This is a genomic window from Streptomyces luteoverticillatus, from assembly GCF_003970715.1.
In the GTDB taxonomy this organism is placed as follows: domain Bacteria; phylum Actinomycetota; class Actinomycetes; order Streptomycetales; family Streptomycetaceae; genus Streptomyces; species Streptomyces abikoensis.
Map to the genome: position 1 here is coordinate 958,380 of NZ_CP034587.1, position 25,240 is coordinate 983,619.

Annotated in this window: 15 protein-coding genes; 4 read left to right on the top strand and 11 right to left on the bottom strand. The window is 74.9% G+C overall.

Annotated elements, in window-relative coordinates; translation table 11 throughout:
- Positions 1-59 precede the first annotated feature (59 nt).
- Complete coding sequence (locus tag EKH77_RS03945; RefSeq protein WP_126913041.1) at positions 60-2,345, bottom strand: tetratricopeptide repeat-containing serine/threonine-protein kinase; 2,286 nt, start codon at positions 2,343-2,345, stop codon at positions 60-62.
- Between the two features lie 299 nt (positions 2,346-2,644).
- Here EKH77_RS03945 and EKH77_RS34280 point away from each other — a divergent pair, with 299 nt between their 5' ends.
- A complete protein-coding gene (locus EKH77_RS34280) occupies positions 2,645-4,228 on the top strand; it encodes a GMC oxidoreductase (RefSeq protein ID WP_126913042.1) in 1,584 nt (527 codons plus the stop codon).
- Between the two features lie 49 nt (positions 4,229-4,277).
- Here EKH77_RS34280 and EKH77_RS03955 read toward each other — a convergent pair whose 3' ends face one another.
- The 3 genes from EKH77_RS03955 to EKH77_RS03965 form a co-directional block, all read right to left on the bottom strand.
- Positions 4,278-4,889 (bottom strand): hypothetical protein, encoded by a 612-nt coding sequence (locus EKH77_RS03955; RefSeq protein WP_126913043.1) that lies wholly within the window; start codon positions 4,887-4,889, stop codon positions 4,278-4,280.
- Between the two features lie 63 nt (positions 4,890-4,952).
- Positions 4,953-6,152, bottom strand: coding sequence for an acyl-CoA dehydrogenase family protein (locus tag EKH77_RS03960; protein WP_126913044.1), 1,200 nt, complete (start codon positions 6,150-6,152; stop codon positions 4,953-4,955).
- Positions 6,153-6,228: 76 nt separating this feature from the next.
- Positions 6,229-7,398 carry a tryptophan dimethylallyltransferase family protein gene (locus EKH77_RS03965; protein WP_126913045.1) on the bottom strand — a complete coding sequence of 390 codons (1,170 nt, stop codon included), beginning with the start codon at positions 7,396-7,398 and terminating at the stop codon, positions 6,229-6,231.
- Between the two features lie 460 nt (positions 7,399-7,858).
- Here EKH77_RS03965 and EKH77_RS34285 point away from each other — a divergent pair, with 460 nt between their 5' ends.
- The 3 genes from EKH77_RS34285 to EKH77_RS03985 are packed head-to-tail and all read left to right on the top strand — an operon-like array spanning position 7,859 to position 16,924.
- Positions 7,859-15,457, top strand: a complete 7,599-nt coding sequence (locus tag EKH77_RS34285) for a non-ribosomal peptide synthetase (RefSeq protein ID WP_164737735.1) — start codon at positions 7,859-7,861, stop codon at positions 15,455-15,457.
- Positions 15,458-15,488: 31 nt separating this feature from the next.
- Positions 15,489-15,719, top strand: coding sequence for an MbtH family protein (locus EKH77_RS03980; protein ID WP_126913048.1), 231 nt, complete (start codon positions 15,489-15,491; stop codon positions 15,717-15,719).
- Positions 15,716-16,924, top strand: a complete 1,209-nt coding sequence (locus EKH77_RS03985) for a cytochrome P450 (protein WP_126913049.1) — start codon at positions 15,716-15,718, stop codon at positions 16,922-16,924. Before EKH77_RS03980 ends, EKH77_RS03985 begins: the two co-directional genes overlap by 4 nt.
- Before the next feature lie 62 nt (positions 16,925-16,986).
- Here the strand turns inward: EKH77_RS03985 and EKH77_RS03990 are convergent, their stop codons facing one another.
- The 7 genes from EKH77_RS03990 to EKH77_RS04020 all read right to left on the bottom strand — a co-directional run bounded on the left by EKH77_RS03990 (position 16,987) and on the right by EKH77_RS04020 (position 25,186).
- The gene (locus EKH77_RS03990) at positions 16,987-18,003 is read right to left on the bottom strand and encodes an aldo/keto reductase family protein (protein ID WP_126913050.1); all 1,017 of its coding nucleotides are present in this window, start codon (positions 18,001-18,003) and stop codon (positions 16,987-16,989) included.
- 119 nt (positions 18,004-18,122) lie between these two features.
- Positions 18,123-19,316, bottom strand: coding sequence for a phosphatase PAP2 family protein (locus EKH77_RS33645; RefSeq protein WP_240667209.1), 1,194 nt, complete (start codon positions 19,314-19,316; stop codon positions 18,123-18,125).
- A gap of 207 nt (positions 19,317-19,523) precedes the next feature.
- Positions 19,524-20,528, bottom strand: coding sequence for a CapA family protein (locus EKH77_RS04000; RefSeq protein WP_126913051.1), 1,005 nt, complete (start codon positions 20,526-20,528; stop codon positions 19,524-19,526).
- A 154-nt stretch (positions 20,529-20,682) separates the two neighbouring features.
- Positions 20,683-22,170, bottom strand: a complete 1,488-nt coding sequence (locus EKH77_RS04005; protein WP_126913052.1) for an extracellular solute-binding protein — start codon at positions 22,168-22,170, stop codon at positions 20,683-20,685.
- Positions 22,171-22,192: 22 nt separating this feature from the next.
- A complete protein-coding gene (locus tag EKH77_RS04010) occupies positions 22,193-23,941 on the bottom strand; it encodes a vWA domain-containing protein (protein ID WP_126913053.1) in 1,749 nt (582 codons plus the stop codon).
- Positions 23,932-24,798 (bottom strand): caspase family protein, encoded by an 867-nt coding sequence (locus EKH77_RS04015; RefSeq protein WP_126913054.1) that lies wholly within the window; start codon positions 24,796-24,798, stop codon positions 23,932-23,934. Before EKH77_RS04015 ends, EKH77_RS04010 begins: the two co-directional genes overlap by 10 nt.
- A gap of 4 nt (positions 24,799-24,802) precedes the next feature.
- A complete protein-coding gene (locus EKH77_RS04020) occupies positions 24,803-25,186 on the bottom strand; it encodes an effector-associated constant component EACC1 (protein ID WP_126913055.1) in 384 nt (127 codons plus the stop codon).
- Positions 25,187-25,240 lie beyond the last annotated feature (54 nt).

A 25,240-nucleotide genomic window follows, 5' to 3' on the forward strand; every position in this document is an offset into this window, starting at 1 on the left:
AGGTGACGGAAGGAAGCCAAAGGAAGCCATCGGAGCAAACTTTCTGACGCTCCGTCAGGTCAGCGCGGCTGCTGGTTCCCCCGGGTGACGCTGGTCCGGCGGACCGCCGCGACCTGGCGGTAGAGCTCGACGGCCTCGGCCGAGCGGCCGAGCTGCTCCAGGCAGTGGGCCTCGTCGTGCCGGCTGGCCAGGGCGTCGGGGTGGTCCGCGCCCAGCACGCGCTGCCGGGCCTGGGCCACGTCGCGGTAGACGGCGAGGGCGTCCGTCCAGCGGCCGAGCCAGCCGAGGCCGACCGCCACCTCGCGGCGGCTGACGAGGGTGTCGGGGTGGTCGGGGCCCAGCACCCGGGCGCGGATCGCGCAGACGTCGCGCGCCTCGGCGAGGGCCTCCTCCCAGCGGCCCAGGCGGCCGAGGTTGACGCCCAGTCCGTGCCGGGCGCGCAGGGTGTCCGGGTGGGCCGGGCCCTGGGCGCGGGTGCGGTCCTCGACCAGTTCGCGGTAGAGCTCCAGGGCCTCCTCGCTGCGGCCCAGCCGCCCCAGGCAGATCCCGGCCTCGTAGCGGGCGGCGAGGGTGTCGGGCTCGTCGGGCCCGAGCACCCGGGCGCGGGAGGCGGCGACCTCCTGGTAGGTGCGCAGCGCCTCGGTCCAGCGGCCGAGCTGGCCGAGCGCGTAGCCGACCTCGTAGCGGGTGACGAGGGTGTCGGGGTGCTCCCGGCCCACGACCCGGGAGCGGGCGGCCGCCACGTCGCTCGCCATCCGGTAGGACTCCTCCAGGCGGCCCAGTCTGCTGAGGTTGAAGGCCAGGTTGTGGCGGCAGCGCAGGGTGTCGGGGTGGTCGCCGCCCATGACGCGCTCGCGGGCGGCGAGCACGGACGTGTAGACCTGGTGGGCCTCGAAGTGGCGGCCGAGCCGGCCGAGCACGTACGCGGTCTCCTGGCGGGCCGCCAGGGTGTCGGGGTGGTCGGGGCCCGCGGCGCGCTCGCGGCCCGCCGCCGTCCGGGCGAACTCCCGCAGGGCGTCCTGGGGGCGGCCCAGCCGGCTCAGGGCGAAGCCGAGCTCGTAGCGGGCGGCGAGGGTGTCGGGGTGGTCGGGGCCCAGCAGCCGGTCGCGTTCGGTGGCGACGGCGCGCTGCACCTCGGCGGCCTCGGCCCAGCGGTCGAGCCGGGCCAGGCGCAGGCCCTCGCTGTAGCGCGCGGCGAGCTCGGCCGCGCGCTCGTCCGGGGACGGGCGTTCGGAGCCGGACGGCTGCGGCGGGATCCGGCGGGTGCCGGTGCCGGCGGGCCCGTCCTCCCGGGCGCCGGTCCACGCGCCGGTGAGCGCGGCGGAGGGGTCCGGCGGCGGCTGGAGCCGGCCGGTGCCGGCGGCCTTGGAGCCGGTGGTCATGTTCCGGGCCCAGCCGGGCAGCCGGGGCGGCTCGGGGAGCCGCGCGGCGGCCCGCACGGGCCGCGGCCGGGCCTCGGACAGGGTGCCGCCGGGGGGCGTGGCCATCCGGTACGGGGTGAGCTCGGCGAGGCCCTGGACGAAGGCGGCGGCGTCCGCCGGCCGGTCGTCGGGGTCCTTGGCGAGCAGGTCGAGGACGACCGTCTCGAAGGGGCAGGGCAGTTCGGGCCGGAGTTCGCGCGGCGGGCGGGGCGGGGTGTCGCGGTGGCCGACGAGCACGGCCCAGGCGTCGTCCATGTCGAAGGGCGGGGCGCCGGTGGCGATCTCGTAGAGCACGCAGCCCAGCGAGTACAGGTCGCTGCGGTGGTCGACGTTGCCGGAGCCGATCTGCTCGGGCGACATGTAGTGCGGGGTGCCCATGGCGATGCCGGTGCCGGTGAGCCGGGTGGAGAAGCCGATGTCGTGGGCGAGGCGCGCGATTCCGAAGTCGCATATCTTCACCGTGCCGTCGGCGAGGCGGACGATGTTGGCGGGCTTGAGGTCGCGGTGGACGATGCCCTGCCGGTGGGTGTAGTCGAGGGCGGCGCCCACCTGGGCGGCGATCTCGATGACCTCGGGCACGGGCAGGGGGTGGTGCCTGTTGTCCTCCAGGAGCTGGCTGAGGTTGCGGCCGTCGAGGAGCTCCATCACCAGATAGAGGACGCCGCCCTCCGACTCGCCGAAGTCATGGACGACGGTGATCCCCCGGTGCTGGAGGGAGGCGGCCACGCGCGCCTCCCTGCGGAACCGCTCGCGGAGCACCCGGAGGTAGGACGGCTCGTGCTGACGGCCCATGGGCTTGAGGCACTTGACGGCCACGTGCCGGCCGAGGGACTCGTCACGGGCGCGCCACACCTCGCCCATGCCGCCCCGCCCGATCAGGTCGAGCAGCTGGTACCGGCCCTGGATCAGCCTGGTGTCCGCCATGCTGCCGCCGCCCCCGTCGATTCGCTGTGCCTCCCCCGGCCCCTCAAGTATGGCGGCCGGGCCAGGCGGCTTGTAGGCCGACGACGAGGCCGGGGAACCGGTTCCGCGCCCGGCCGGCTCCTCCCGCCCGCCTCACGGGCCGGTCGGCGCCTCGTCACTCGATATGACCGGGAAGTCGCTTGTCCGTTTTCGTCATTTCGAGTGAGGGAACAGCGTCCGTCGCCCCGCCCGGCCATCAGCGGCGCACACTCCCCATGGGTGTCCCGCGGTGACCTCGAGCGACAACGTCAGGAGCGTTCATGACCGATCCGCGTCGCCGGGACGTACTGGGGCTCGCGGCCAAGGGGGCGCTGGCCGGCATCGCCGGTGCCGTCCTCGGCCCGCCCGGCGGCCCGGCCCTCGCCGCGGCGGCGTCCCGCACCCACTTCCGCGCCCTGGTGATCGGCTCGGGCTTCGGCGGCTCGGTCGCGGCGCTGCGCCTGGGGCGGGCGGGAGTCGACACGCTGGTCCTGGAGCGCGGCCGGGAGTGGCCCGTCCTCCCCTCCCGGCCCCTGTTCGGCTCGTCCACCCGGATCACGGACACGATGTTCTGGTTCCGCCGCACCACCCGGTGGCCCGGTATGCTCCCCGTCCCGGTCACCCCCGCCCCCGGCGTCATGGAGCTGTCCGAGGAACGCGACCTCGACATCGCCTGCGCGGCGGCCGTCGGCGGCGGCTCCGTCGTCTACACCGGGGTGACGATCGCCCCGCCGCGACGCTTCTTCGAGCGGCTGTACCCGTCCGGTCTCCGCTACGACGAGTTCGCCGGCAAGTGGTATCCCACCGTGCGGGCCATGCTGCGCGCCGCCCCGATGCCCAAGGACGTCTACGACTCCGCGCCCTTCACCCACTCCCGGCTGTGGGACCGGCAGCTGGCCAACGCGCGAATGACGACCCGCCCCGCCGACTCGACGTTCGACTGGCATGCGGTCCGGCAGGAGCTCGCCCACACCCTCCCGCCGTCCGCGACCATCGGCGAGTCGGACTTCGGCTGCGGAACCGGGGCCAAACGCGACCTCACCCGCACCTACCTCCCCGCGGCCCTGGCCACCGGGCACGTCCAGCTGCGCGCTCTGCACGAGGTGCGTTCCGTCGGACGGAGACGTGACGGCGGCTACTCCGTCGTCGTACGGCGCCTGGGCGAGGACGGTGCCGCCCTCGGCACCACCGAGTTCACCTGCGAGATGCTCTTCCTCGCCGCCGGCGCCCTGAACACCAACCGGCTCCTCGTGGCCGCCCGTGAGGAAGGCCGCCTGCCGGACCTGCCGGACACCGTCGGCACCGGCTTCGGGGACAACGGCGACCAGGTGAACCTGCGCTCCCAGCCCCTGGAACCCATCGGTCCCGCCCAGGGTTCGCCCTGCGCCTCCACCGCTTTCCTCCCCACGGGTTTCGGCCTCCCGCTGCGCGTGGAGAACTGGGTGCTGTCCGGCTTCACCTCCCTCCCGGCGACCGCCACCTTCGCCGTGACGGTGGACACCGACCACCGGGGCGGCTTCCGGTACGCCCCGTCGACCCGGCGCGTGGTGCTGGCGGACTGGACGAGGGAGAAGTCGGCGGCCGCGGCCCGGGCCGTACTCGCCTTCAGCGCCCAGGTCGCCGAGGCGAACCCGGGCACCCTCCCGGTGACGGTGAACAACCTCCACCCGTTCACCGGCCATCCCGTCGGCGGGTGCGTCATCGGCCGTTCCACGGACCTGGAGGGCCGGGTCAAGGGCTGCGAGGGCCTGTACGTGGTGGACGGATCGCTGCTGCCGGGGAACGTCGGGGGCGCCAACCCCTCCCTCACCATCGCGGCGATCGCCGAACGGGCCCTCGCGGGCATCGTCGCGGCGGGCGGATGACGAGGCCGCGAGCGGCCGGGCCGGGCTGGCCCCCGGTCCGTACGCCGCGTCAGCGGTAGAGCACGAAGTCCGCCACGCGCCAGGGCTGGTGACCTTCCTCGGTGAGCGTCGTCACTCCCGCGTACGCCCCCGGCCGCACCTCACGGATCCAGTCCGTGACGAGTCCGCCCATGTCGCGCGGATGAACGATCCGGATGGCCGCGCGGCCGTCGTCCGGGTAGCCGGCGTAGCCGACCTCGCCGCGGATCACGCGCAGTTCCGGGCCCACGACCTGGAACAGATGGCCTCCGCGCTCGTCGGTGTGGAAGACCTTGCCGTGCCACACCGCACCCGCCAGCAGGCCGAGGACCGGGTCGACGGCCGGCTGTCCGCACGCGGTGCACCTCAGCAGCCGCCCGCGCATGGGCCCATGGGGCATCCGGCCCGCGGGAGCCTGCCGGAAGAGCCCGTCGAACGCGACGCGGCCGCACCTGCCGAGTTCCTCTGCGGCCCGCTCGCCGTCACCGCGCACCACGCACGGCCGCGCGGCGACGGCCTCGCCCGGCCTCGCCCCGGCCTGGGCGGGAGCGGCGGACAGGGAGAGCGCGACGACGGACCCCAGGGCGAGAGCGACGACGGAACGGCGGCGGCGAGCCGAGCGGATGACACGTGTGATGTTCATACCGGGAACAACGGCTTCAGGCGTCTGCCGACACGAATGGGCCACGGCCCGGGGCGAACGACTTCAGCGTCGCACCCGGGGCATCCCCAGCCCGATCCAGGAGATGATCTCCCGCTGGATCTCGTTGTTGCCCCCGCCGAAGGTGAAGATGACCGCGCTGCGGTAGCCGCGTTCCAGTTCGCCGTGGAGGACGGCGCCGGCGGAGCCGTCCTTGAGGGGGCCCGCCGCGCCGAGGATCTCCATCAGCCAGGCGTAGGCGTCGCGGCGGGCCTCGGAGCCGTAGACCTTGACGGCCGAGGCGTCCTGGGGGGTGAGGGCGGCGCGCTGGAGGGCGTCGACCATGCGCCAGTTGAGGAGTTTCATGGCGTCGAGCCGGATGTGGGTGCGGGCGAGGCGGCCGCGGACCCAGCCGAGGTCGGTCACCCGGCGGCCGTCGGGGAGCTTGGTGGCGGCGGCCCAGTCGCGGACGTCGCGCAGGGCGCGGATCGCGGCGGAGCCGTGGGCGGCGAGGGTGACGCGCTCGTGGTTGAGCTGGTTGGTGATCAGCCGCCAGCCGTCGTTCTCGGCGCCCACCCGGCGGGTGAAGGGGACGCGGATGTTCTCGTAGTAGCTGGCGGTGGTGTCGTGGGAGGCGAGGGTGTTGATCAAGGTGCAGGAGTAGCCCGGGTCGCTGGTGGGGACCAGGAGGATACTGATGCCCTTGTGGAGCGGGACGCCCTCCTCGACGGGGGCGGTGCGGACGGCGAGCCAGACCCAGTCGGCGGTGTCGCCGTTGGTGGTCCAGATCTTCTGCCCGTTGACGACGTAGCCGTCGCCGTCGCGCACGGCCCGGGTGGTCAGGGCGGCGAGGTCGGTGCCGGCGCCGGGCTCGCTGTAGCCGATGGCGAAGTCCAGTTCCCCGGAGAGGATGCCGGGCAGGAAGGTGGCCTTCTGCTCCTCGGTCCCGTAGCGCATCAGGGTCGGGCCCACGGTGTTGAGCGCCATCAGCGGCAGCGGCACCCCGGCCTGGGCGGCCTCGTCGAAGAAGATGAACTGTTCCATGGGGGTCATTCCGCCGCCCCCGTACTCCTCGGGCCAGCCCACCCCGAGGCGGCCGTCGGCGCCGAGGCGGCGGATGGTCCGCCGGTAGAACCTCTTGCGTTCGGCGGGGTCGGCGTGCAGCCGCTGTCGCCGCGCGTCGGAGCGGTCGGGCACCACGTCGGCGAAGTACTCGCGCAGTTCGGCCCGTAACCGCCGCTGCTGCGGGGTGTACTGGAGATCCACGGCCCCTCCCGGTGTGCGCCGGCAGCCCCTGCGGATGCCGGCGCACACGGTAGAACGCGTTACAACAAGAGGGAAGTCACACGGGGCGGTACGTGCCCGGGGCGACGTACGCGGCGAACCTCGGGGCGGGCCCGCCCCGGTAGGAGAGGAAGTTCTGGGTCGCGGACTCGGTCAGCGGGCGGTCCGCGAGGGCGTCGAGGGCCGCGACGTAGGGCGCCGGGTCGACGCCCTCCTCGCGCATGAAGGCCGCCGCGCGGTCGCGGGCCGTCGCGTCGTCGGGATGGCCGGGGACCATGGGGACGTAGAGCGTCGCGCCCGGCAGGTCCTTGCCGCCGCTGAAGGAGAAGCAGGTCACCGGGGGCTTCCGCCAGCCGGACGCGTCGCGGTGGCCGGTGACGCGCTCCAGGGCGCGGGCGAAGGAGCCGGGCACGTGGTCGTACGCGACGGCCGACTTGGCGTCGATGTCCGCGGCGGAGACGCCCGAGTGCGCCATGTACAGCTTGACGCGGGCCTCGTCGCCGTCGGAGAGGTCCAGGGCCAGGGCGGCCGGCTCGTGGGCCACGTCGGCGGCCGTGCCCAGGTGCTCCACCAGGGCCCGCCAGGGGCGTTCCAGGCCCAGGCGGACCAGCGCCTCCTCGGTGCGGGCGAGGGAGTGTTCGCGGCCGGCGACCGCGGGGTTGAGGTAGACCTTGTACAGCGGCCGGCCGCCCGCGCGCCAGGCGACGCCGTGGGAGAGGGCGAAGAAGCCCTGGGGGTTCTCGTCCGTGAAGAGGTCCTCGATCAGCAGGTAGCGGTCGAGGGAGACGCCCGGCCGCCGGGCCAGCCGGCGGGTGAAGGCCCTGCCGTCCGCCATCCGGCCGCGCGGCGTGCCGGGGTGGCTCGGGGACTCCAGCGACAGCCGCAGCTCGGCGCCGCCGTCGGCCCAGGCGAACGAGATCTCGAAGGGCATCCCGTCGATGGACACCCAGCAGGCGCGCCGCGGCGGTGTGCCGGCGGGGAGTTCGCCCCAGGCGCCGCACAGCTCCCGGACGAGGGCGAGCATCGGCTCGCGGTCCGGGCCTGCCACGCCGAGGCTCGCGGCGGCCCGGTCCACCTTGTCGCAGGCGATGTCCGCGTAGCTGTCGGTGGGGGCGTAGCGACGTGAGTCGAACCGTACGGCGCGCCCGACCATCTCGGCCACGACCCCGGTGCCCGGGTCGGCGAAGGCGGGATCCGGACGGCCGGTCACGGGGCTGGCGGCTTCCATCGTCACTCCCTGAACAGATCACAGACAAAAACGATCGGGATCGTCTCACCAGGTCAGAGGTTGTGTCCGCCTTTCGCTCGACAACGCTCCCAAGTGTTCATCTCAGGGCGCATGTTCACGCCAATTCGCTGCTTCGCCGATATCGACGGGTGGCTGGCCGGGAAACCCCCGGACGGTCCCTCCGCCGGGTCCCGGGCCCGGTATCGCCGCTGATCAGCGGGGCCCACCAGGGCCTTACCCGGGGTCGCGGGGGCTCCCGGGGGACAGTGCGCCGAGAAAGGCCGGAAGGGTTCACCCCAGGGGTTTGCGATCCGACAGACCGAGACATGATCGCAAGGCGTCGCCCGGCGGCCCCTTCCGGCCCTCCCGGCGATCACATGTGGCTGTCCGACCGCGGCCGAACGGACCGCCGGCACACCGCCGCAGTCCTGCGAAGTCCGCGCAGAGGAGATGTTGACGCGTGTCCGCACAGCACCGCTCCCCCGCACTCCGGCCCCTCACCGGCGGCCGGCGCACCGCCTCCCCCGCACCCGACGAACTCGGTGAACCCGATGGACTCGGTGAACCCGATGGACTCGGTGAACCCGATCGGCTCGGCGAACTCGACACCCTCACCGGGGCGTTCGCCCGGCAGGTCCGCCGGACGCCCGACGCGACGGCGGTGGTGTCCGGGGAGACGTCCCTGACCTACCGGGAGCTGGACGCGCGGGCGGACCGGCTGGCCGGACGGCTGGCCGGGCGCGGGGTGGCGCCGCACGACACCGTCGCCGTCCTGATGGACCGCTCCCCCGGCCTGGTCGTCGCACTCCTCGCGATCGTGAAGGCCGGTGGCTGTTATGTGCCGCTGGACCCCCGGCACCCGGCCTCCCGGCTGGAGTGGATCCTCTCCCTCACCGGCGCCCGCGCCCTGCTCACCGACGCCGGGACGGCCCCGCCCGCCGGGCTCGGCGACGGCGTGCCCGTCCTGCGGGCCGACGACGCCGGGGAGCCGACGGCCGATCACCCCGCCCCCGAAACGATCGCCGAAGCCGTCGCCGATCCCGGCCGGCTCGCGTACGTGATGTTCACCTCCGGCTCCACCGGCACCCCCAAGGGCGTCGCCGTCACCCACGGGAACATCACCGGCCTCGTCCGGGACCCGGCGTGGCACGGCGGCGCCCACGAGCGCGTCCTGCTCCACTCGCCGCACGCCTTCGACGCCTCCACCTACGAGCTGTGGGTACCCCTCCTCACCGGCGGCACCGTCGTCGTCGCGCCCCCGGGCGAGCTGGACGCGCGCGGCGTCGCCGCCGTCACGGCCGCCACCGGGGTCACCGGGCTGTGGGTGACCGCCGGGCTGTTCGCGGTGCTGGCCGAGGAGGACCCCGCGTGCTTCCGGGGCGTGCGCGAGGTGTGGACCGGCGGCGACGCCGTCCCCGCCGCCGCCGTCCGCCGGGTGCTGGCGGCCTGCCCCGGCACGGCCGTCGTCAACGGCTACGGGCCCACCGAGACCACCACGTTCGCCACCTGCCACCGGGTCACCGCACCGGGCGACGTGGACACGGTCGTGCCCATCGGCTCCGCCATGGACGGCATGCGCGCCGAGATCCTCGACGCCTCCTTGCGGCCCGTGCCGCCGGGCGAGGTCGGAGAGCTCTACCTCGGCGGCACGGGCCTGGCCCGGGGCTACTGGACGCGCCCGGGCCTGACGGCCGAACGGTTCGTCGCCGATCCCCTCGGCGGGCCCGGCGAGCGGCTGTTCCGCACCGGCGACCTCGTCCGCCGCGGCCCGGACGGGCTGCTGGAGTTCGTCGGCCGCGGCGACGACCAGGTGAAGATCCGCGGCTTCCGCGTCGAGCCCGGCGAGACCGAGGCCGTCCTCGCCGGACACCCGGGCGTCGCCCAGGCGGCCGTCGTCGTCCGCGAGGACCGCCCCGGCGACAGGCGGCTCGTCGGCTACGTCGTCCCCGCCGACCTCCGGGCCGGCACCTCCCCTGCCGGCGACGACGCCGCGGACGAGGTGCCGCGGCAGATCGGCGAATGGCGGGAGATCTACGACACCCTCTACAGCGACGTCGCCGACGCCCGCTTCGGCGAGGACTTCTCCGGCTGGAACAGCAGCTACGACGGACTGCCCCTCCCCCTGGACCAGATGCGCCACTGGCGCGACGCCACCGTCGAGCGGATCCGCGAACTGCGGCCCCGCAGGGTGCTGGAAATAGGCGTCGGCACCGGCCTGCTGATGTCCAAACTGGCCCCCGACTGCGAGACCTACTGGGGCACGGACTTCTCCGGCCAAGTCATCAAGGGCTTGCGGACACTCGTGGGGCGGGACCCCGCCCTCGCCGGCCTCGTGGAGCTGCGCGCCCTGCCCGCCGACCGGATCGACGAACTGCCCGCCGGGTTCTTCGACACCGTCGTCGTCAACTCCGTCACCCAGTACTTCCCCGACGGCCGCTACCTGACGGACGTCCTCACCAAGGCCCTCGACCTGCTCACGCCAGGCGGCGCCGTCTTCGCCGGCGACATCCGCGACCTGCGGCGGCTGCGCCGCTTCCACACCGACGTCCGGCTGCGCCGCCCGGAGCCGCTCGCGGACCCCGCCGCGCTCCGCGCCGCCGTCGAGCACAGCGTGGTGCGCGAGAAGGAACTCCTCGTCGACCCGGCCTACTTCACCGAGCTCGCGGCCGCCGTCCCCGGCACCGACGGCGCCGAGGTGCGCGTCAAGCGCGGCCGGTACGCCAACGAGCTCACCCGCTACCGCTACGACGCCGTCCTCCGCAAGGCCGGTGTCCACGGCTCCTCGGAGCGCCCTCGGACCTCCCCAACCCTCCAGTGGGGGCGGGACGTGACCTCCACGGCCGCGCTGGCCCCCCTCCTGGGCAGCACCCACCCCGGCGGGCTGCGGGTCACGGGCGTGCCCGACGGGCGGCTCGCGCCCGTCGCGGCGGCGGCCCGGGCGCTGGAGGAGCGCGGCGAGGTCACCGCCCTCGGCACCGGCCGCGACGAGACGGGCGGCGAACTGCTGGAGGAATTCCACGACCTGGCGGAACGATTCGGCCTCCGGGTGATCGCCACCACGTCCCCTGCCTCCGATACCTCCGACGCCGCCCTCGACATCGAGCTGACCGGCCGCGCCCCCGGCGCCCCGGGCGGCGACGAACCCACCGGCGCCCCGCTCTCCTCGCTCGTCAACGCCCCCGCGACCGCCCGCGACACCGGCGCCCTGCTCGCCTCCGTCCGCTCCTATCTGCGCGAGCGGCTCCCCGAGTACCTGCTGCCCGCCGCGACCGTGGTCCTCGACGCCCTGCCGCTCACCCCCAACGGCAAGGTCGACCGGCGCCGCCTGCCCGAGCCGGACACCGGCTCGGCCGCGAACGGCCGGCCCCCGCGCGACCCCCTCGAAGAGCTGCTGTGCGGGCTGTTCTCCGACATCCTCGGCGTCTCCCGGGTCACCGCCGACGACAGCTTCTTCGCCCTCGGCGGCCACTCCCTGTCCGCCACCCGGCTCACCGCCCGCCTGCGGGCCACGCTGGGCCTGGAACTCGCCGTGCGCGCCGTCTTCGAGACGCCGACGGTCACCGGGCTCGCCGACGCCCTCCGGAAGGCGGCGGAGGGCGAACGGCCGCCGCTGCTCCCGGCGGAACGCCCCGGGCGCGTACCGCTGTCCTTCGCCCAGCGGCGACTGTGGTTCCTGCAGCGCCTGCAGGAGTCGGGAGACGAAACCTACGCAGCCCACGCCGCCTACAACGTGCCGCTGGTACTGGCCCTGGACGGCGAGCCGGACCGCGCGGCCCTGGAGGCGGCGCTCGGCGACCTCGTCGAGCGGCACGAGAGCCTGCGCACCGTCCTGCCCGAGGAGGGCGGGGTGCCCTACCAGCTCGTCCTGGACCCGGCCGCAGCCCAGCCGCCGCTGACAGTCGCCGAGGTCGCCCCGGAGGCCCTGGACGCCGCCGTCGACGTGGCCGTCCAGCGGCCCTTCGACCTCGCCGCCGAAATCCCCGTCCGCGCCGCGTTGCTGACCACCGGGCCCGGCCGGCACGTCCTGGTGCTGGTGGTCCATCACATCGCCTGCGACGGCTGGTCGCTCGCCCCTCTCTGGCGCGACCTGGCCGCCGCGTACACCGCGCGACGGGCGGGCCGCGCGCCCGGCCTGGCGCCGCTGCCGGTCCAGTACGCCGACTACACGCTGTGGCAGCGCGAGCTGCTGGGCGACGGGAACGACCCGGGCAGCGCCGCCGCGCGCCAGCTCGCCCACTGGAAGGGCGCCCTCGACGGACTGCCCGAACGCACCGAGCTCCCCCTGGACCGGCCGCGCCCGCAGGTGGCCGGACACAGCGGCGACACCCTGCGCTTCGCCCTGGACGCGGACCTCCACCGGCGGATCACCGAGCTGGCCCGCTCCTGCGGCGCGAGCCCCTTCATGGTCGTGCACGCGGCGCTGGCCGCCCTGCTGACCAAGCTGGGCGCGGGCACCGACATCGCGATCGGCAGCCCCGTCGCGGGCCGTACCGACCCGGCCCTCGACGGGCTCGTCGGGTTCTTCGTCAACACCCTGGTGCTGCGTGCCGACACCTCCGGCGACCCCTCCTTCCGGGACCTGCTGGCCCGGGTCCGGGAGACCGACCTGGCCGCCTACGCCCACCAGGACCTGCCCGTCGAGCGGCTGGTCGACGCCCTGGCTCCCGCGCGCGGCCTCGCCCACCACCCGCTGTTCCAGGTCATGCTGGCCCTGCAGAACGCCCCGCAGGGCGCGCCCGAACTGCCGGGCCTCGCGGTCACCGAACTGCCCTGGGCGACCGGGGCCTGCCGCTTCGACCTGTCCGTCTCCCTCACCGAGCGGCACGGCCCGGACCGGCGGCCGCTGGGCGTCGACGGGGTGGCCGAGTACAGCACCGACCTGTTCGACCGGGAGGGCGTCGAGCGGATCGTCCGGCGCTTCGTCCGCCTCCTGGAGGCCGTCACCGCCGAACCCGGCCGCCGGCTGGGCGCCCTCGACGTCCTGCTGCCCGGGGAACGCGCCGAGCTGCTGGCCCGCGCCGGGGACCCCGGCGAGGACGTGCCGCCCCGCACGCTTCCGGAGCTGTTCGAGGAGCAGGCCCGGCGGACGCCCGAGGCCACCGCCGTGCTCTTCGACGACGGCGAGGGCACCGTACGGACGCTGACGTACCGTGAGCTCAACGCCCGCGCCAACCGGCTGGCCCGGCAGTTGCTCGAGCGCGGCGCCGGCCCCGAGGGGACGGTGGCCATCGCCCTGCCGCGCGAGCCCGACGCGGTCGTGGCCACCCTGGCCGTGCTCAAGGCGGGCGCCGCCTATCTGCCGCTGGACCCCGGCTACCCGGAGGCCCGGCTGCGCCTGATGCTCGACGACGCCGCGCCCCGCCTGCTGCTGACGGACCTCGCGACGTCCCTGGCCCTGCCGGGCGCCCCGGAGCTGCCCCGGATCGTCCTCGACCGGGAGGAGACCCGGCGCGCGGTCGCCGCCCACTGGGACGGCGACGTCACCGACGCCGAGCGGCCGCGCCCCCTGGACAGCGCGAGCCCCGCCTACGTCATCCACACGTCCGGCTCGACCGGCCGCCCCAAGGGCGTGGTCGTCACCCACTCGGGTTTCACCGGCGTCGTGCGGGCGCAGATCCGGCGGTTCGGCGTGACCGCCGAGAGCCGGGTGCTGCAGTTCGCCTCGCACAGCTTCGACGGCGTCGTGTGGGAGCTGTGCGGCGCGCTGCTGACGGGGGCGACGCTGGTGATGGCCCCGGCCGGGGTCACCGCCCCCGGCCCCGGCCTGACCTCGCTGGTCCGACGGCACCGCGTCACCCACGCGACGCTGCCGCCCGCCGCCCTGTCGGTGCTCGATCCCGCCGACATGCCCTCACTCACCTCGATGATCGTCTCGGGTGAGGCGGCGAGCGGGGAGACGGTCCGCCGCTGGTCCGCCGGGCGCCGCTTCCTCAACGGCTACGGGCCCACCGAGACCACCGTGTGCGCCACTCTCAGCGCCCCGCTGTCCGGCGGGGGTGCGCCGCCCATCGGACGGCCCACCGTGGGCGCCCGCGCCTATGTCCTCGACCGCGCTCTGCGCCTGGTGCCGCCCGGGGTCCCCGGCGAGCTCCACATCGCCGGGGCCGGGCTGGCGCGGGGCTATCTGGGCCGGCCGGGGCTGACGGCCGAGCGGTTCGTGGCCGACCCGTTCGGGGAGCCGGGCAGCCGGATGTACCGCACGGGCGACCTGGCCCGCTGGAACCGGGACGGGCAGCTGGAGTTCATCGGCCGCGCCGACGGCCAGATCAAGCTGCGCGGCTTCCGGGTCGAGCCCGGCGAGATCGAGGCCGCGCTCGGCACCCACCCGCAGGTGGCCCAGGCGGTCGTCGTGGCCCGCCGGGACGACCGGGCCGGGACGTACCTCACCGCCTACGTCGTGCCCGCCGGGGACGCCCCGGCCCCGGACGGGGTCGCGCTGCGCGCCCACGCGGCCGCGCTGCTGCCGGGCCACATGGTGCCCTCGGCCGTCCTGGTGCTGGACGCGCTGCCGGTCACGGCCACGGGCAAGGTCGACCGGGCGGCGCTCCCGGCACCGGACTTCGGGGCGCTCTCGGCGGGCCGCGAGCCGCGCGCTCCGCGCGAGCGGATCGTCTGCGAGCTGTTCGCCGAGGTCCTGGGCGTCCCCCGGGTCACCCTGGACGACAACTTCTTCGTCCTGGGCGGGCATTCGCTGCTCGCCACCCGGGTGATCAGCGGGCTCCGCCGGCGGCTGGGCGTCGAGCTGCCCGTCCGCGCGCTCTTCGAGCACCAGACGGTCGCGGCCCTGCTGGCGGCCGTCGACGGCACGGCCGCACCGGGCCCGGCGGCGTCGCCGGACCCCGGCCCGGATCTGGCCGCCGAGGCCGTCCTGGACGCGGGGTTCACCGTCGGCCGGCGGGCGGAGCGGGCGCCCGGGCCCGAGCGGGTGCTGCTCACCGGCGCGACCGGGTTCGTCGGCTCGTTCCTGCTGCGCGAGCTCCTCGACCGCACGGACGCCGAAGTCCACTGCCTGGTGCGGGCGGCGGACGCCGGGCGGGCCGGGCGACGGATCCGGGCCGGCCTGGCCCGGTACGGGCCGGTGGCCGAGGGCGTCGCCGCCCGGATCGTCCCCGTCCCCGGCGACCTGGAGAAACCGCTGCTCGGCCTGGCCCCCGCCGCCTTCGCCGAGCTCGCCGGGCGGCTGGACGCGATCTACCACAACGGCGCCCGCGTCAGCGCGGTCGACCCCTACGACCGGCTGCGGGCGGCGAACGTCGGCGGGACGCGCGAGGTGCTGCGGCTCGCTGCCGGAAGCGGCGTTCCGGTCCACTACATCTCCACCGCGTCGGTCGCCGTGGGCAGGGGAGCGCTGCCGGACGTCGTTCCGGAGAGCCATCGCGTCCCGGCGCCGGACGTCGCGTCCGACGGCTACACGGCGAGCAAGTGGGTGGCCGAGGAGCTCGTCCGGGCGGCCGCCGGGCGCGGTCTGCCGGTGACCTTCCACCGCCTGGGCCGGATCGGCGGCCACTCCACCGGCGGTGCCGGGCCGGAGGACGACGTCCTGTGGCAGCTCGTCCGGGCCATGCTCGTCCTCGGCGCCGCGCCCCGGCTCACCGGGCCGGACGAGCCGCCGGCCGTGGTCGACCTCGTGCCCGCCGATCACGCGGCGGCCGCCGTGGTCCGCCTCGCGCGCCGGGCGGAGAGCCGCGGCCTCACCCACCACCTCGTCTGTCCCCGGCCGCTGCCCCTGGACACCCTGCTGGACCACCTCCGGGCCCACGGCTACCGGCTGGCGGTCGTCGAACGGGACGAGTGGGTACGGGCACTGCGCGAACGGGCCGAAGCGGACCCCGCCGCCGGGCTGGACGCGGCGGTGCTCCTGAGCGACGTCCTGCCCGCCCTCGTCCGGCTGGGCCGCGTCCGCCTGGACGACACCAACGCCCGCGCGGGACTGGCGGGTCCGGGCCCCGCCTTCCCCGCCCCCGACCGCCGGCTGATCCACGCCTACGCCCGGCACTTCGTCTCCACCGGGTTCTTCCCGCGCCCCGACGGGCCGCCCGCGGAACCCCGCACTCCCTGATCGCACGCAACGACAGAGAGGTACGAGCATCGTGAACAACCCCTGGGACGACGTCGAGGGGACCTTCCTGGTCCTCGTCAACGACGAGGGCCAGCACTCCCTGTGGCCGTCCTTCAGCGATGTCCCCGCCGGGTGGGCGACGGCCCGCGGCCCGGGCACCCGCGCGGAGGCCCTCGCGTACGTCGAGGAGAACTGGACCGACATGCGGCCCAAGAGCCTCGTGGCGCGGTACGAGCGGGTGGCGGAGGTGCGGACCGCGTGAGCGAGACCCGGAACACCGCGCAGAACCCGCCCGCCTACCCGTTCAACGAGGCCGTCGGGATCGAGGTCGACCCGATCTACGCGAAGCTGCGCAGGGACGAGCCCGTCGTCCGCGTCGGCTGCCCCTTCGGCGAGGACTCCTGGCTCGTCACCAACCACGCCGACATGAAGACGATCCTCGGCGACCCCCGCTTCAGCCGGGCCCTGGCCGCGCTGCACGACGAGTCACGGCTGACGCCGCTGCCCATCCACACCAGCATCCTGGGCATGGACTCCCCCGACCACACCCGGCTGCGCCGGCTGCTCTCGAGGGTGTTCACCATGCGCCGGGTCGAGCTGATGCGCCCCGGCGTCGAGCGGGTGGCGAACGAGCTCCTCGACGGGCTGGTGGCGCGCGGCGCCCCCGGCGACCTGATGGAGGAGTTCGCCGTGCCGATGGCGGGCGCCGTCATCTGCGACCTGCTCGGCGTGCCCTTCGAGGACCGCGACGACTTCCGGCAGTGGCTGGACGCCTTCTCCGCCACGACCGTGATGACGGCCGAGGAGACCCAGGACGGCACCGACGCCCTCCACGCCTACATCGCCAAGCTGACGCGCGAGCGCCGCGCCGATCCCCGCGAAGACCTGATCAGCGGCATGGTCAAGGCCAGCGACGAGGAGGAGCGGCTCTCCGAGAAGGAGATGGTCGAGCTGATCAGCGTGCTGCTGATCGCGGGCCACGAGACGGTCTCGTCCCAGCTCATCGACTCCCTCTACGTCCTGCTCACCCACCCCGACCAGCTGGCGGCCCTCGTCCGGCGGCCCGAGCTCGTACCGCAGGCCGTCGAGGAGCTGCTGCGCTACGTCCCGCTGATCTCGCACGTCACCTTCGCCCGCTACGCCACAGAGGACGTGGAGCTCAGCGGCACGCTGGTCCGCGCGGGCGAGTCGGTCCTGCCGGCGATCCCCTCGGCCAACCGTGACGAGGCGGTCTTCGAGAACGCCGACCGCTTCGACATCGGCCGCGAGCACAACCCCCACCTGGCCTTCGGCTACGGCATCCACCGCTGCCTGGGCGCGCCGCTGGCGCGGCTCCAGCTGCAAGTCGCGCTGCGGGTGCTGCTGGAGCGCTTCCCCGGGATGCGCTGCGCGGTCCCGTTCGAGGAGCTGGAGTGGAAGGACGGCATGCAGGTACGGAGCCTGCTGAAGCTGCCCGTCGCCTGGTAGCCGGCTGAACGGACGGGAGGTCCCGGACCCGCGCGAGCGGGTCCGGGACCTCCTTCACGCTGTCAGGCCAGGCGCCAGTCGGGCGAGCCCGGGCTGCTCTTGGCGGTCTCGGCCGGGTCCGTGGTGGCCACCGGGGCGAGCGCGGCGTCGATCCGGGCGACGGTCTCCTCGTCCAGGGTGACGTCGGCGGCCCGGGCGTTGTCGGTGATCTGCTCGGGCCGGGAGGCGCCGATGACGGCCGTGACGACTCCGGGGCGGGCCAGCACCCAGGCGAGGGCGAGCTGGGCGAGGGTCAGCCCGAGCCCGTCGGCGACGGGCCGCAGCCCGGCGACCCGGCGCAGGACGTCGTCCTTGAGCCAGCCGCCCAGCAGCTCGGAGCCGTCGTTCTCACTGGTGGCGCGGGAGCCGGCCGGCCACTGGCCGCCGGGCTCGTACTTGCCGGTGAGCACGCCCTGGGCCAGCGGCGACCAGACGATCTGGCCGATGCCCAGCTCCTGGCAGGCGGGGATCACCTCGGCCTCGGGGACCCGCCACAGGGCGGAGTACTGCGGCTGGCTGGAGATCAGGGGGATCCGCAGCTCCCGGGCGAGCGCGGCGCCCCGGCGGATCTGGTCGGCGGTCCACTCGGAGACGCCGATGTAGTGGGCCTTGCCCGCGTGGACGACGTCGGCGAACGCCTCCATGGTCTCCTCCAGCGGCGTGGAGGGGTCGAACCGATGGGCCTGGTAGAGGTCCACGTGGTCGGTGCCGAGGCGGCGCAGGGAGTTGTCGATCGACTCGCGGACGTGTTTGCGGGAGAGCCCGAGGTCGTTGCGGCCCGGCCCGGTGGGGGCGAAGACCTTGGTGAATATCTCCAGCCCCTCGCGGCGCACCCCTTTCAGGGCGCGGCCGAGGGATTCCTCGGCGCGGGTGTCCGCGTAGACGTCCGCGGTGTCGAAGGTGGTGATGCCGGCGTCGAGGGCGGCGCGCACGCAGGCGCGCTCGGTGTCCTCGCCGCGCGACGCGTCGTGGGTGAGCCAGTTGCCGTAGGCGATCCGGCTGACGATCAGTCCGCTGCGTCCCAGGTGACGGAAGTCCATGGCGGCACACTACCAACGGGCCTACGGGCGGCGGGGGTTAACAAGGATCATGGCGGACCTCCCGTGGGAAGTCCGCCATGACGTGGCGCTCTTCGGCCGTTCTCGGTGGGGCCGCCGCCTCAGCGGCGGTGCCGCCCGCCGGAGGAGGGGTTGCCGCCCGCCCCGCGCCGTCCGCCCCCGGACGGTCCGTCGGGCCGCTCGCCCGGGTGGCCGCCGTGGCCGCCGTCGTGACCGCCGTAGCCGCCGCCCTGCCCGGCGTGGCCGTCGTACTGGCCGCCGTAGCCGCCGCCCTGGCCGGCGTGGCCACCGCCGTCGTACTGGCCGCCCTGCCCGGCGTGGCCGTTGTACTGCCCGTACGCCCCGTACTGGTTGTTCTGCTCGGGCTGCTGCTGCCCGTATCCGTACGGGGCGTAGGCGCCCTGCTGCCCGTACTGCCCCTGAGCGGGGGGCTGACCGTACTGGCCCTGCCCGCCGTACGCGTCGTGCTGGACGTACGGGTTGTGCTGGGGCTGCTGGGTGTGGGGGGCCTGCTGGGCCTGCTGCGCGTACCCGCCGTAGTGGCCGTGCTCCGGGTGGCCGTCGTGGTCGTCGCCGCCATGGCCGTCGTCCTCGGCGGGAGCGAGCGCGGCCCGCTCCTCCGCCAGGCCGAAGCGCGCCAGCAGCGGCCCCACCAGCGGCAGCGTGTCGAGCCTCGGCAGCAGCCAGGCGTGCCACACGCCGGTGACGAAGAGGATGGCGGAGCCCGCGATCAGCACCGAGCCGAAGGTGTCGGTGGGGTAGTGGGCGCCGATGTACATCCGGGAGAAGGCGACGAGCAGGACCGCGAGGACGCCGCCGACCAGGACGGTACGGCGGTGCCGGGTCTCGCGGAGGAGGAAGTACGCGGCCACGACGGCGGCGACGGTGAAGGCGGTGTGGCCGCTGGGGAAGCTGTTGGAGCCGATCTCCGGGTCGAGCGAGAACTGCCGCGGCGGCCGCTCGCGGGCCACGATGGCCTTCGCGATCTGGGTGCTGTTCCAGCCGACGGCGACCACGAGGAAGGTGGACACCGCGGCGGTCGGCCGGCGCCGTACGAACAACAGCCACCCGCTCCACGCCGCGAGAATCAGCACGCCGGCGACCGGCGAGGCGCAGTAGCTGACCAGCTCCATCGCGTGGTTGAGCCAGGAGGTGCGCAGATTGGTCTGGATCGTCCGGTCCAGCGACAGGTCGTGCGGCTGGATCAGCGTGGTGTGCGCGGCGACCAGCCCGAGCACGATCGCGGCCGCGAACAGCAGGATGGAGTTGCGCAACCAGTGGCGCACGTAGGGCATGGGTGGGGCGTCCTTCGTATCGGTACGGCGGTACCGGGGCGGCAGCACGGTAGGCGTACGTTCGGGTGACGGGTACATGGTGACGGTTACATGCCGCGCAGATTGTCATCGGCACGGCCGCACAGCAAAAGCTACACGCGCGGCGCGACACCCTTCCGGCGCGGCCGTGGGCGCAGGGTCCTCCATGTGACGGGGGTCACCCGAAGGTCACGGCCACTCCACCAACAGTCGCTCGCCTCGTACGGTCACGGGCGTGCCGAAGGCGGCGCAGGCGCGGGAGAAGCGCTCGCGGACCCATTCCCAGTCCTCGCCGCGCGCCGGCTCGGTGCGGCAGTAGTCGAGGCGGAGCGGGACGGCCTCCAGGCGGACCGGCCGGTAGCGGGGCGGGCCCGGGTCGTCCGGCCGTGCGGAGTTGTCCAGGGTGACGAGGAAGAGCAGCCCGAGGTCGTTGCGGAGCACCGGGTCGACGGCGTAGTCGTCGACGAAGTCGCCCATGTCGTGGATCACGTACCCGGCCACGCCGTGGAAGACGTGCGCGGAGTGCCCGGCGACCAGGGTCGCCCCGGCCGCCAGCAGCTCCGCCGCGGCGACCCGTACATGGTGGGGCGGCACCGAGGTCATGTTGGGGCCCCAGTGGGGGGTGACCAGCACGGCGTCGGCCTCGGTCGAGGCCCGCCGGACCAGCTCGGTGAGCCAGTCCGGCACTCCCCTGTGGAGGTCCGCGAAGGCGACGCCGGGCCGGTCGGGGCCGGCGGCGAAGTCGTCCGGGTGGTCGGTGACGCCGATCACGGCCAGCCGTACCCCGCGTGCCTCCAGCACCGCGTACGCGCGGGCGGCGGCCGTGTCGGCCCCTGCGCCGACGACCCGGATCCCGGCCGCCGTGAGCAGCTCGCGGGTGTCGGCGAGGGCGTCGTGGCCGTAGTCGAGGGCGTGGTTGTTGGCGAGGGTCACGCAGTCGACGCCCAGCTCGGCGAGGACGGCGGCGGCCGGCGGGGGCGCCCGGAAGAAGAAGGGCTTGCCAGGGGCCGCCCAGGGCTCGCCCCGGCCCGAGACGCAGCACTCCAGGTTGAGGACGAACAGATCCGCCCCGGCGATGACGTCCCGGATCTCCTCGCCGAGGATCGTCGCGGGCTCGGGGGCCTCCCCGAGCAGCTCGCCGACCCCGCGTCCCAGCATGGTGTCGCCCGCCATCGCCACCGTGATCGGCGCCATCCGCTCGCCTCCGTCCGGGCGGTGCCCTCGCGCACCCGTCCTCATCGCAGTAGTACCAAGCCGGGGGCCGGAGGTGCCCGTCACGCTCCGCCGAGCGGGTCGGGACCCCGGCCCGCCCTGCCCGGCGTCGTGGGGCCCGTTCGTCCCGGCGGCCTCAGCCGCTCGGCAGGACGGCGCGGAGCGCGGTGTCGAGCCGCCGGGCGATGTCCTCGTCGGGCGCGGCCCGGGCCGTGGCGGAGGTGTGGAGTGCGGCGAGCTCCGTGGTGAACGCGTGGGTGAACGCGCCGTAGAGCGGGGTGCGGGGGCGCAGGGCGGCGGCCTCCAGGGCGGGCAGGAGGGTGTCGCGGGCGTAGCGGGGGCGGCGGGCGGCGTCGCGCGGCATGTCGCCGCCGCCGCCCTCGGACGGCCCGGCCGTGCCGGGCAGCGCGCGCCGGTCGTCGCAGGAGACGTTCGGGTCCGTGTAGGAGGAGGCGCGGGTGGCGGCGAAGCCGGCGTCCAGCAGGCAGCGCTCGCTGGTCCGGTCGGTGAGGAAGGCGACGAGTTCCCGGGCCTTGCGCACCCGCTCCCCGGGCATGGACGCGGCGGCGGACACCGCGAGGTTCTGGCCGCCCAGCACGGCGGCGCCGGGCAGGGGGGCGACGCCGAGCTTGTCGTCGCCCAGGGCCGCGTGGAGCGTGCGGTACGCGTAGGGCCAGTGGCGCAGGAAGGCGGTGCGGCCCTCGGCGAAGTCCTTGAGGGTGCCGGCCTCGTCCGACGCGAAGGCGTCCTCGTAGGTGCGGGGGCTCGCGACGCGCCGCCGGAACTCGGTCACGCCCTTCTCCAGCGTCGGGGGCGAGGCGGTGTACGTGCCGTCCTCGTCGGTCAGCCGTACGCCGGCGGCCGTGAAGGCCTCGACGCCGTTGACGGTGAGGCCTTCGTAGGGGCTGAGCTGGCTCGTCCAGGCGTTGCGGTAGTTCTTCGACCTGTCGGACTTGTCGGCGCGGGCCCAGGCGTCCACCGCGTCCATCAGCGAGGCCAGGTCGTCCCAGGTCGTCCGCCCCCGCGCGAGCGCGTCGAGTTTCTTCTCGTCGACGCCCGCGCCGCCGGCCAGGTAGTCGCGGCGGTAGTAGAGGAGGCCGACGTCGCTGTTGTAGGGGGCGGCGTAGACCTTGCCCTTCCAGCGGGCGGTGGCGGACGCCTTCGCGAGGATGTCGCCGTCGTCGGCGAAGGATTCGGGCAGCTCCCGAACGAGGCCGGCCGCGGCGAACTCGGGGACCCAGGTGACGTCGAGGTTGACGATGTCGTACGCGGCGCCGCCCGACTGCAGCGCCGCGAGGAGCTGGCTGCGCTGGAGGTCCGCGGAGCCGGGCAGGATGACGGCCCGGGCGCGCCAGGGCGAGTTCTGCTTCTCCTGGACGTCGTTCCACGCGTCGACCAGGCGTTTGCGGACGCCGTTCTTGCCGGTGACGTCCACGCCGGTGGCGATCACGAGCTGGGTGCCGGTGACCGGTCGCGCCGAGGCCGTCCCAGTGGGCGGGCCCGGCTCGCCGCCGCCGAAGCAGCCGGTCGCGCCCAGCAGCAGGGCGGCGCACCAGACGAGAAGCCGGACGGGATACCGCAGGGGGCACCGGACGATTCCCGCGCGTCTCCTGCCGCCGCCCATCTCCCCCGCCCCCTCCGTCGCGCTAGTCCCGGCCCTGCGCGACCTGGGCGATCTCGGCTCCGAGATCCCTGGCCAGGTCGCCCCGGGCGTCCAGGCACCTGCCGCCGCTCGCGTCCGCCACGCGCAGGTCGAACCGGTCCTTCAGACAGCCGCCGGAGTCGAACGAGACCATGACGACGGGCACCTTCCGGGCGGCGACGGCCGCCACGAGCTCGTCCTGTCGCGCGGCGTTCATCCGGTCGTTGTCCTCGTCGTCGGTGAGGAGCACGACGAGCTGGGGGTGGCCGTCGTCCTCGGTCCCTTGGGGCATCCCCTCCAGCGCGGCCTTCAGCGCGCCGCCGATGTCGGCCTCCTTGGACAGGTCGGGCTCGGCGTCGTCCACCTTCTTCGCCGCCTCGGCGGCCTTGTCCTGCTCGTTCCGGGCGGCGGCCCTGGACCACGAGCCGTGGGTGCCGAAGGCGAGCAGATCGCGGTAGGGGGGCTCGGAGCCGGCGGAGGCGACGCTCCACACGCCGAACATGTCCTCGGCGCCGAAGCGGCCCATGGCCTGCTTGAGGATTTCGCGCGCCCCGTTGGGCCCGTCCCACCAGCGGCTCATGGACCCGGAGCTGTCCAGCAGGAAGCGGACCCGGCCGGCCGCGTTGGCCTGCCGGTGCTTCTCCATGGTGTCGACGGCCTCGTCCGCGGTCAGGGCGCGGGGCAGCGGGCCGGGGTCGCTCAGCAGGCCGGGCGGCGGCGAGGGCAGGGGCTCCCGGGGCGAGCCGCGGAACGCCGCGTCCCGGAAGGCCTTCCGGCCGTCCTTCGTGGCCAGCCAGTCCCGGAACCGCTGGACGGCCCGGTCCCGCTCCGCCTCGTCCAGGCGGGCGTCGTTCCAGCGGACGTGGACGAAGACCGGGTCGAGGCCGGGGACGTCGGCCGGGTACTCGGCCACGCGCGTCACCCCGGTCGTCCCCGCGCAGTCGCGGTACTGGGCGAGGGTGGGTTCCGCCGCCAGGACGGCGGTGCGCCGGTCCACCGTCCGGTCCTCGGCCGAGCTGCCCCGGGCCAGGGAACAGGCGAGGTCCTTGCCGGTCGGCATGGACCGTCCCTGCCGCCGTTGGCCCAGCTCCACGGTGCGCGGGGCGTCCACCCGGTACTGCCCCCGGGCCGCCGCGAGCGCGGCGTCGGTGTACCGCGGGTCGGCGCGCCGGGCCTGGGCCTTCTCGTCCTTCGCCCGCATCGCCGTCATCAGCTCGGCGAGGGTACGGCCCATGCGCCCGTTCTCGGCCTCGGCGAGCCGGTCGGGGACCAGCAGCACGGCCGGCGCGTAGGCCAGGGGCTCGGCGTCGTCGAAGTCCAGGGAGAGCACCGACGGCTGGTTGCCGCTCTCGTCGCGCGCCCTGCGCGCGCTCGCCGAGGACGCCGGGATCCACACGTCCGGCTGCGGCCCGACCGTGCCCACCGGGTTGAACCCGGACCGGCCGACGTGCGCCCACTCGCCGTACTGCGTGCGGAACGCCTCCACCGTCTCGGCGGACCCGGCGCTGTAGACGGTGACGCCGGAACGCCGGCAGCCGTCGCCGTCCTCGTTGGCGGCGGAGGCGACGAAGCCGTTCGCCGCCTCGCGGACGGCCGGTCCCAGGTCCGGGTCGACGAGGACCCGTAGTTCGAGCGGCGGGTGCCGCGCGCAGGAGGCCGAGGGGCCGTCGCCGCGCGAGTCGCCGGAGGCGAGCCACCAGACGCCGGCGGTGAGCGCGACCACCGCCGCCAGGCTCGCGCCGATCAGCCGCACACGGCGGCGGGCGGGCGGCCTGGGGGGCGACTGGGGCTGCTCGGGCGGCGGGGGCGGTGCCGCCGGGGGCGGGGGACGCCGGGCCGGACGGCGGCGGGCGGCCGGGCCAGGACGACGTGCTCGCCCGCGCCCTTCCGGCAGACCTGCGGGCTCCACGCCCTGCCCCCGGCCGTCCGGGCCTGCTTGAGGCCCGCCGCCAGCCGCTCCTGGAGGCCGCCCACGGTCAGGGGCCCGGCCGGTTCCCCCGCGAGGTGCCGGACCAGCTCCGCCGTGTAGGGCGTCGGCGTCGCGGCGTCCCCCGCGTCGATGCGCTGGTTCTTCTGGACGGCCAGCAGCAGCGAGATCCGGTCCTGGTCCCGTTCGTCGAGCTCCTCCCAGGCGCCGGCCGCGTTGCCGGCGTAGCAGCAGTCGAGGACCACCACGGTGTGGCGGCGGGCGCTCGCGCCCGAGCACAGCCGGTGCAGCGTGTCGTCCCAGCGGATCCAGCCGGGAAAGCTGGGCCCGTGCTCCACCTTGGCGTCCCGCAGGCCGAGGAGCAGCCGGCCGTGGCCGCCGGTGCGCGTGTCGACGATGCCGTGCCCGGCGAAGTAGACCAGGAGCAGCCCGTCGGTGGCGTCGCGGACGTGCCCCAGGCGGTGCTCGAACTGCTCGACGCCGGGCGAGTGGAGCGACTCGATCCGGTCATCGGCGAAGACCCCGCCCGTGCTCAGCGCGGCCCGCAGCTCCGCCAGGTTGCGCTCGACCGCCGCGATGTCGCCGAGCCCCTCCGCTACTTCGAGCGGCCGGTCGCTGGCGTACTGGGACACGCCGATGAGCAGGGCTCGGTCGGCTCGCTCCCGCCGTCCGGATCCGGCCATCGCGCTAGTCCCGCTCGTCGTTCCGCTCGTCGTCCGGCCGGTCGCTCCGCTGGTCGTTCCGCTGGTCGTCCGGCTCCGCGCGGAATCCGGGCGGGCTGTCGTCGCCGAGGGCCTGCCGGCTGCGCACCCACTCCTTGATCGACGCCGTCACCAGGCGCACGATCTCGGTCGTGGTCGCCGCCCCGACCCACTCGATCACGATGTCCAACTGAGGGCCCATCAGGGCGCTGGCTTCAGCGGGCCGGGCACCCCGCTTGACCTGCGCCCGGTCCCTCAGTTCGGGTTCACCCCTGAGCCACGCCTCCAGGGAGCCGACGTCCCCTTCCGCGACGTCCCCGGGCGCGGAGACCCGCACGCTGTGCCGTAATTCGCCCTCTCCCCGCGTCATAACAGGACATGGTGACACGGAGCGCGGCGTTCGAGGAGAGGCCGGGGAGCGGCT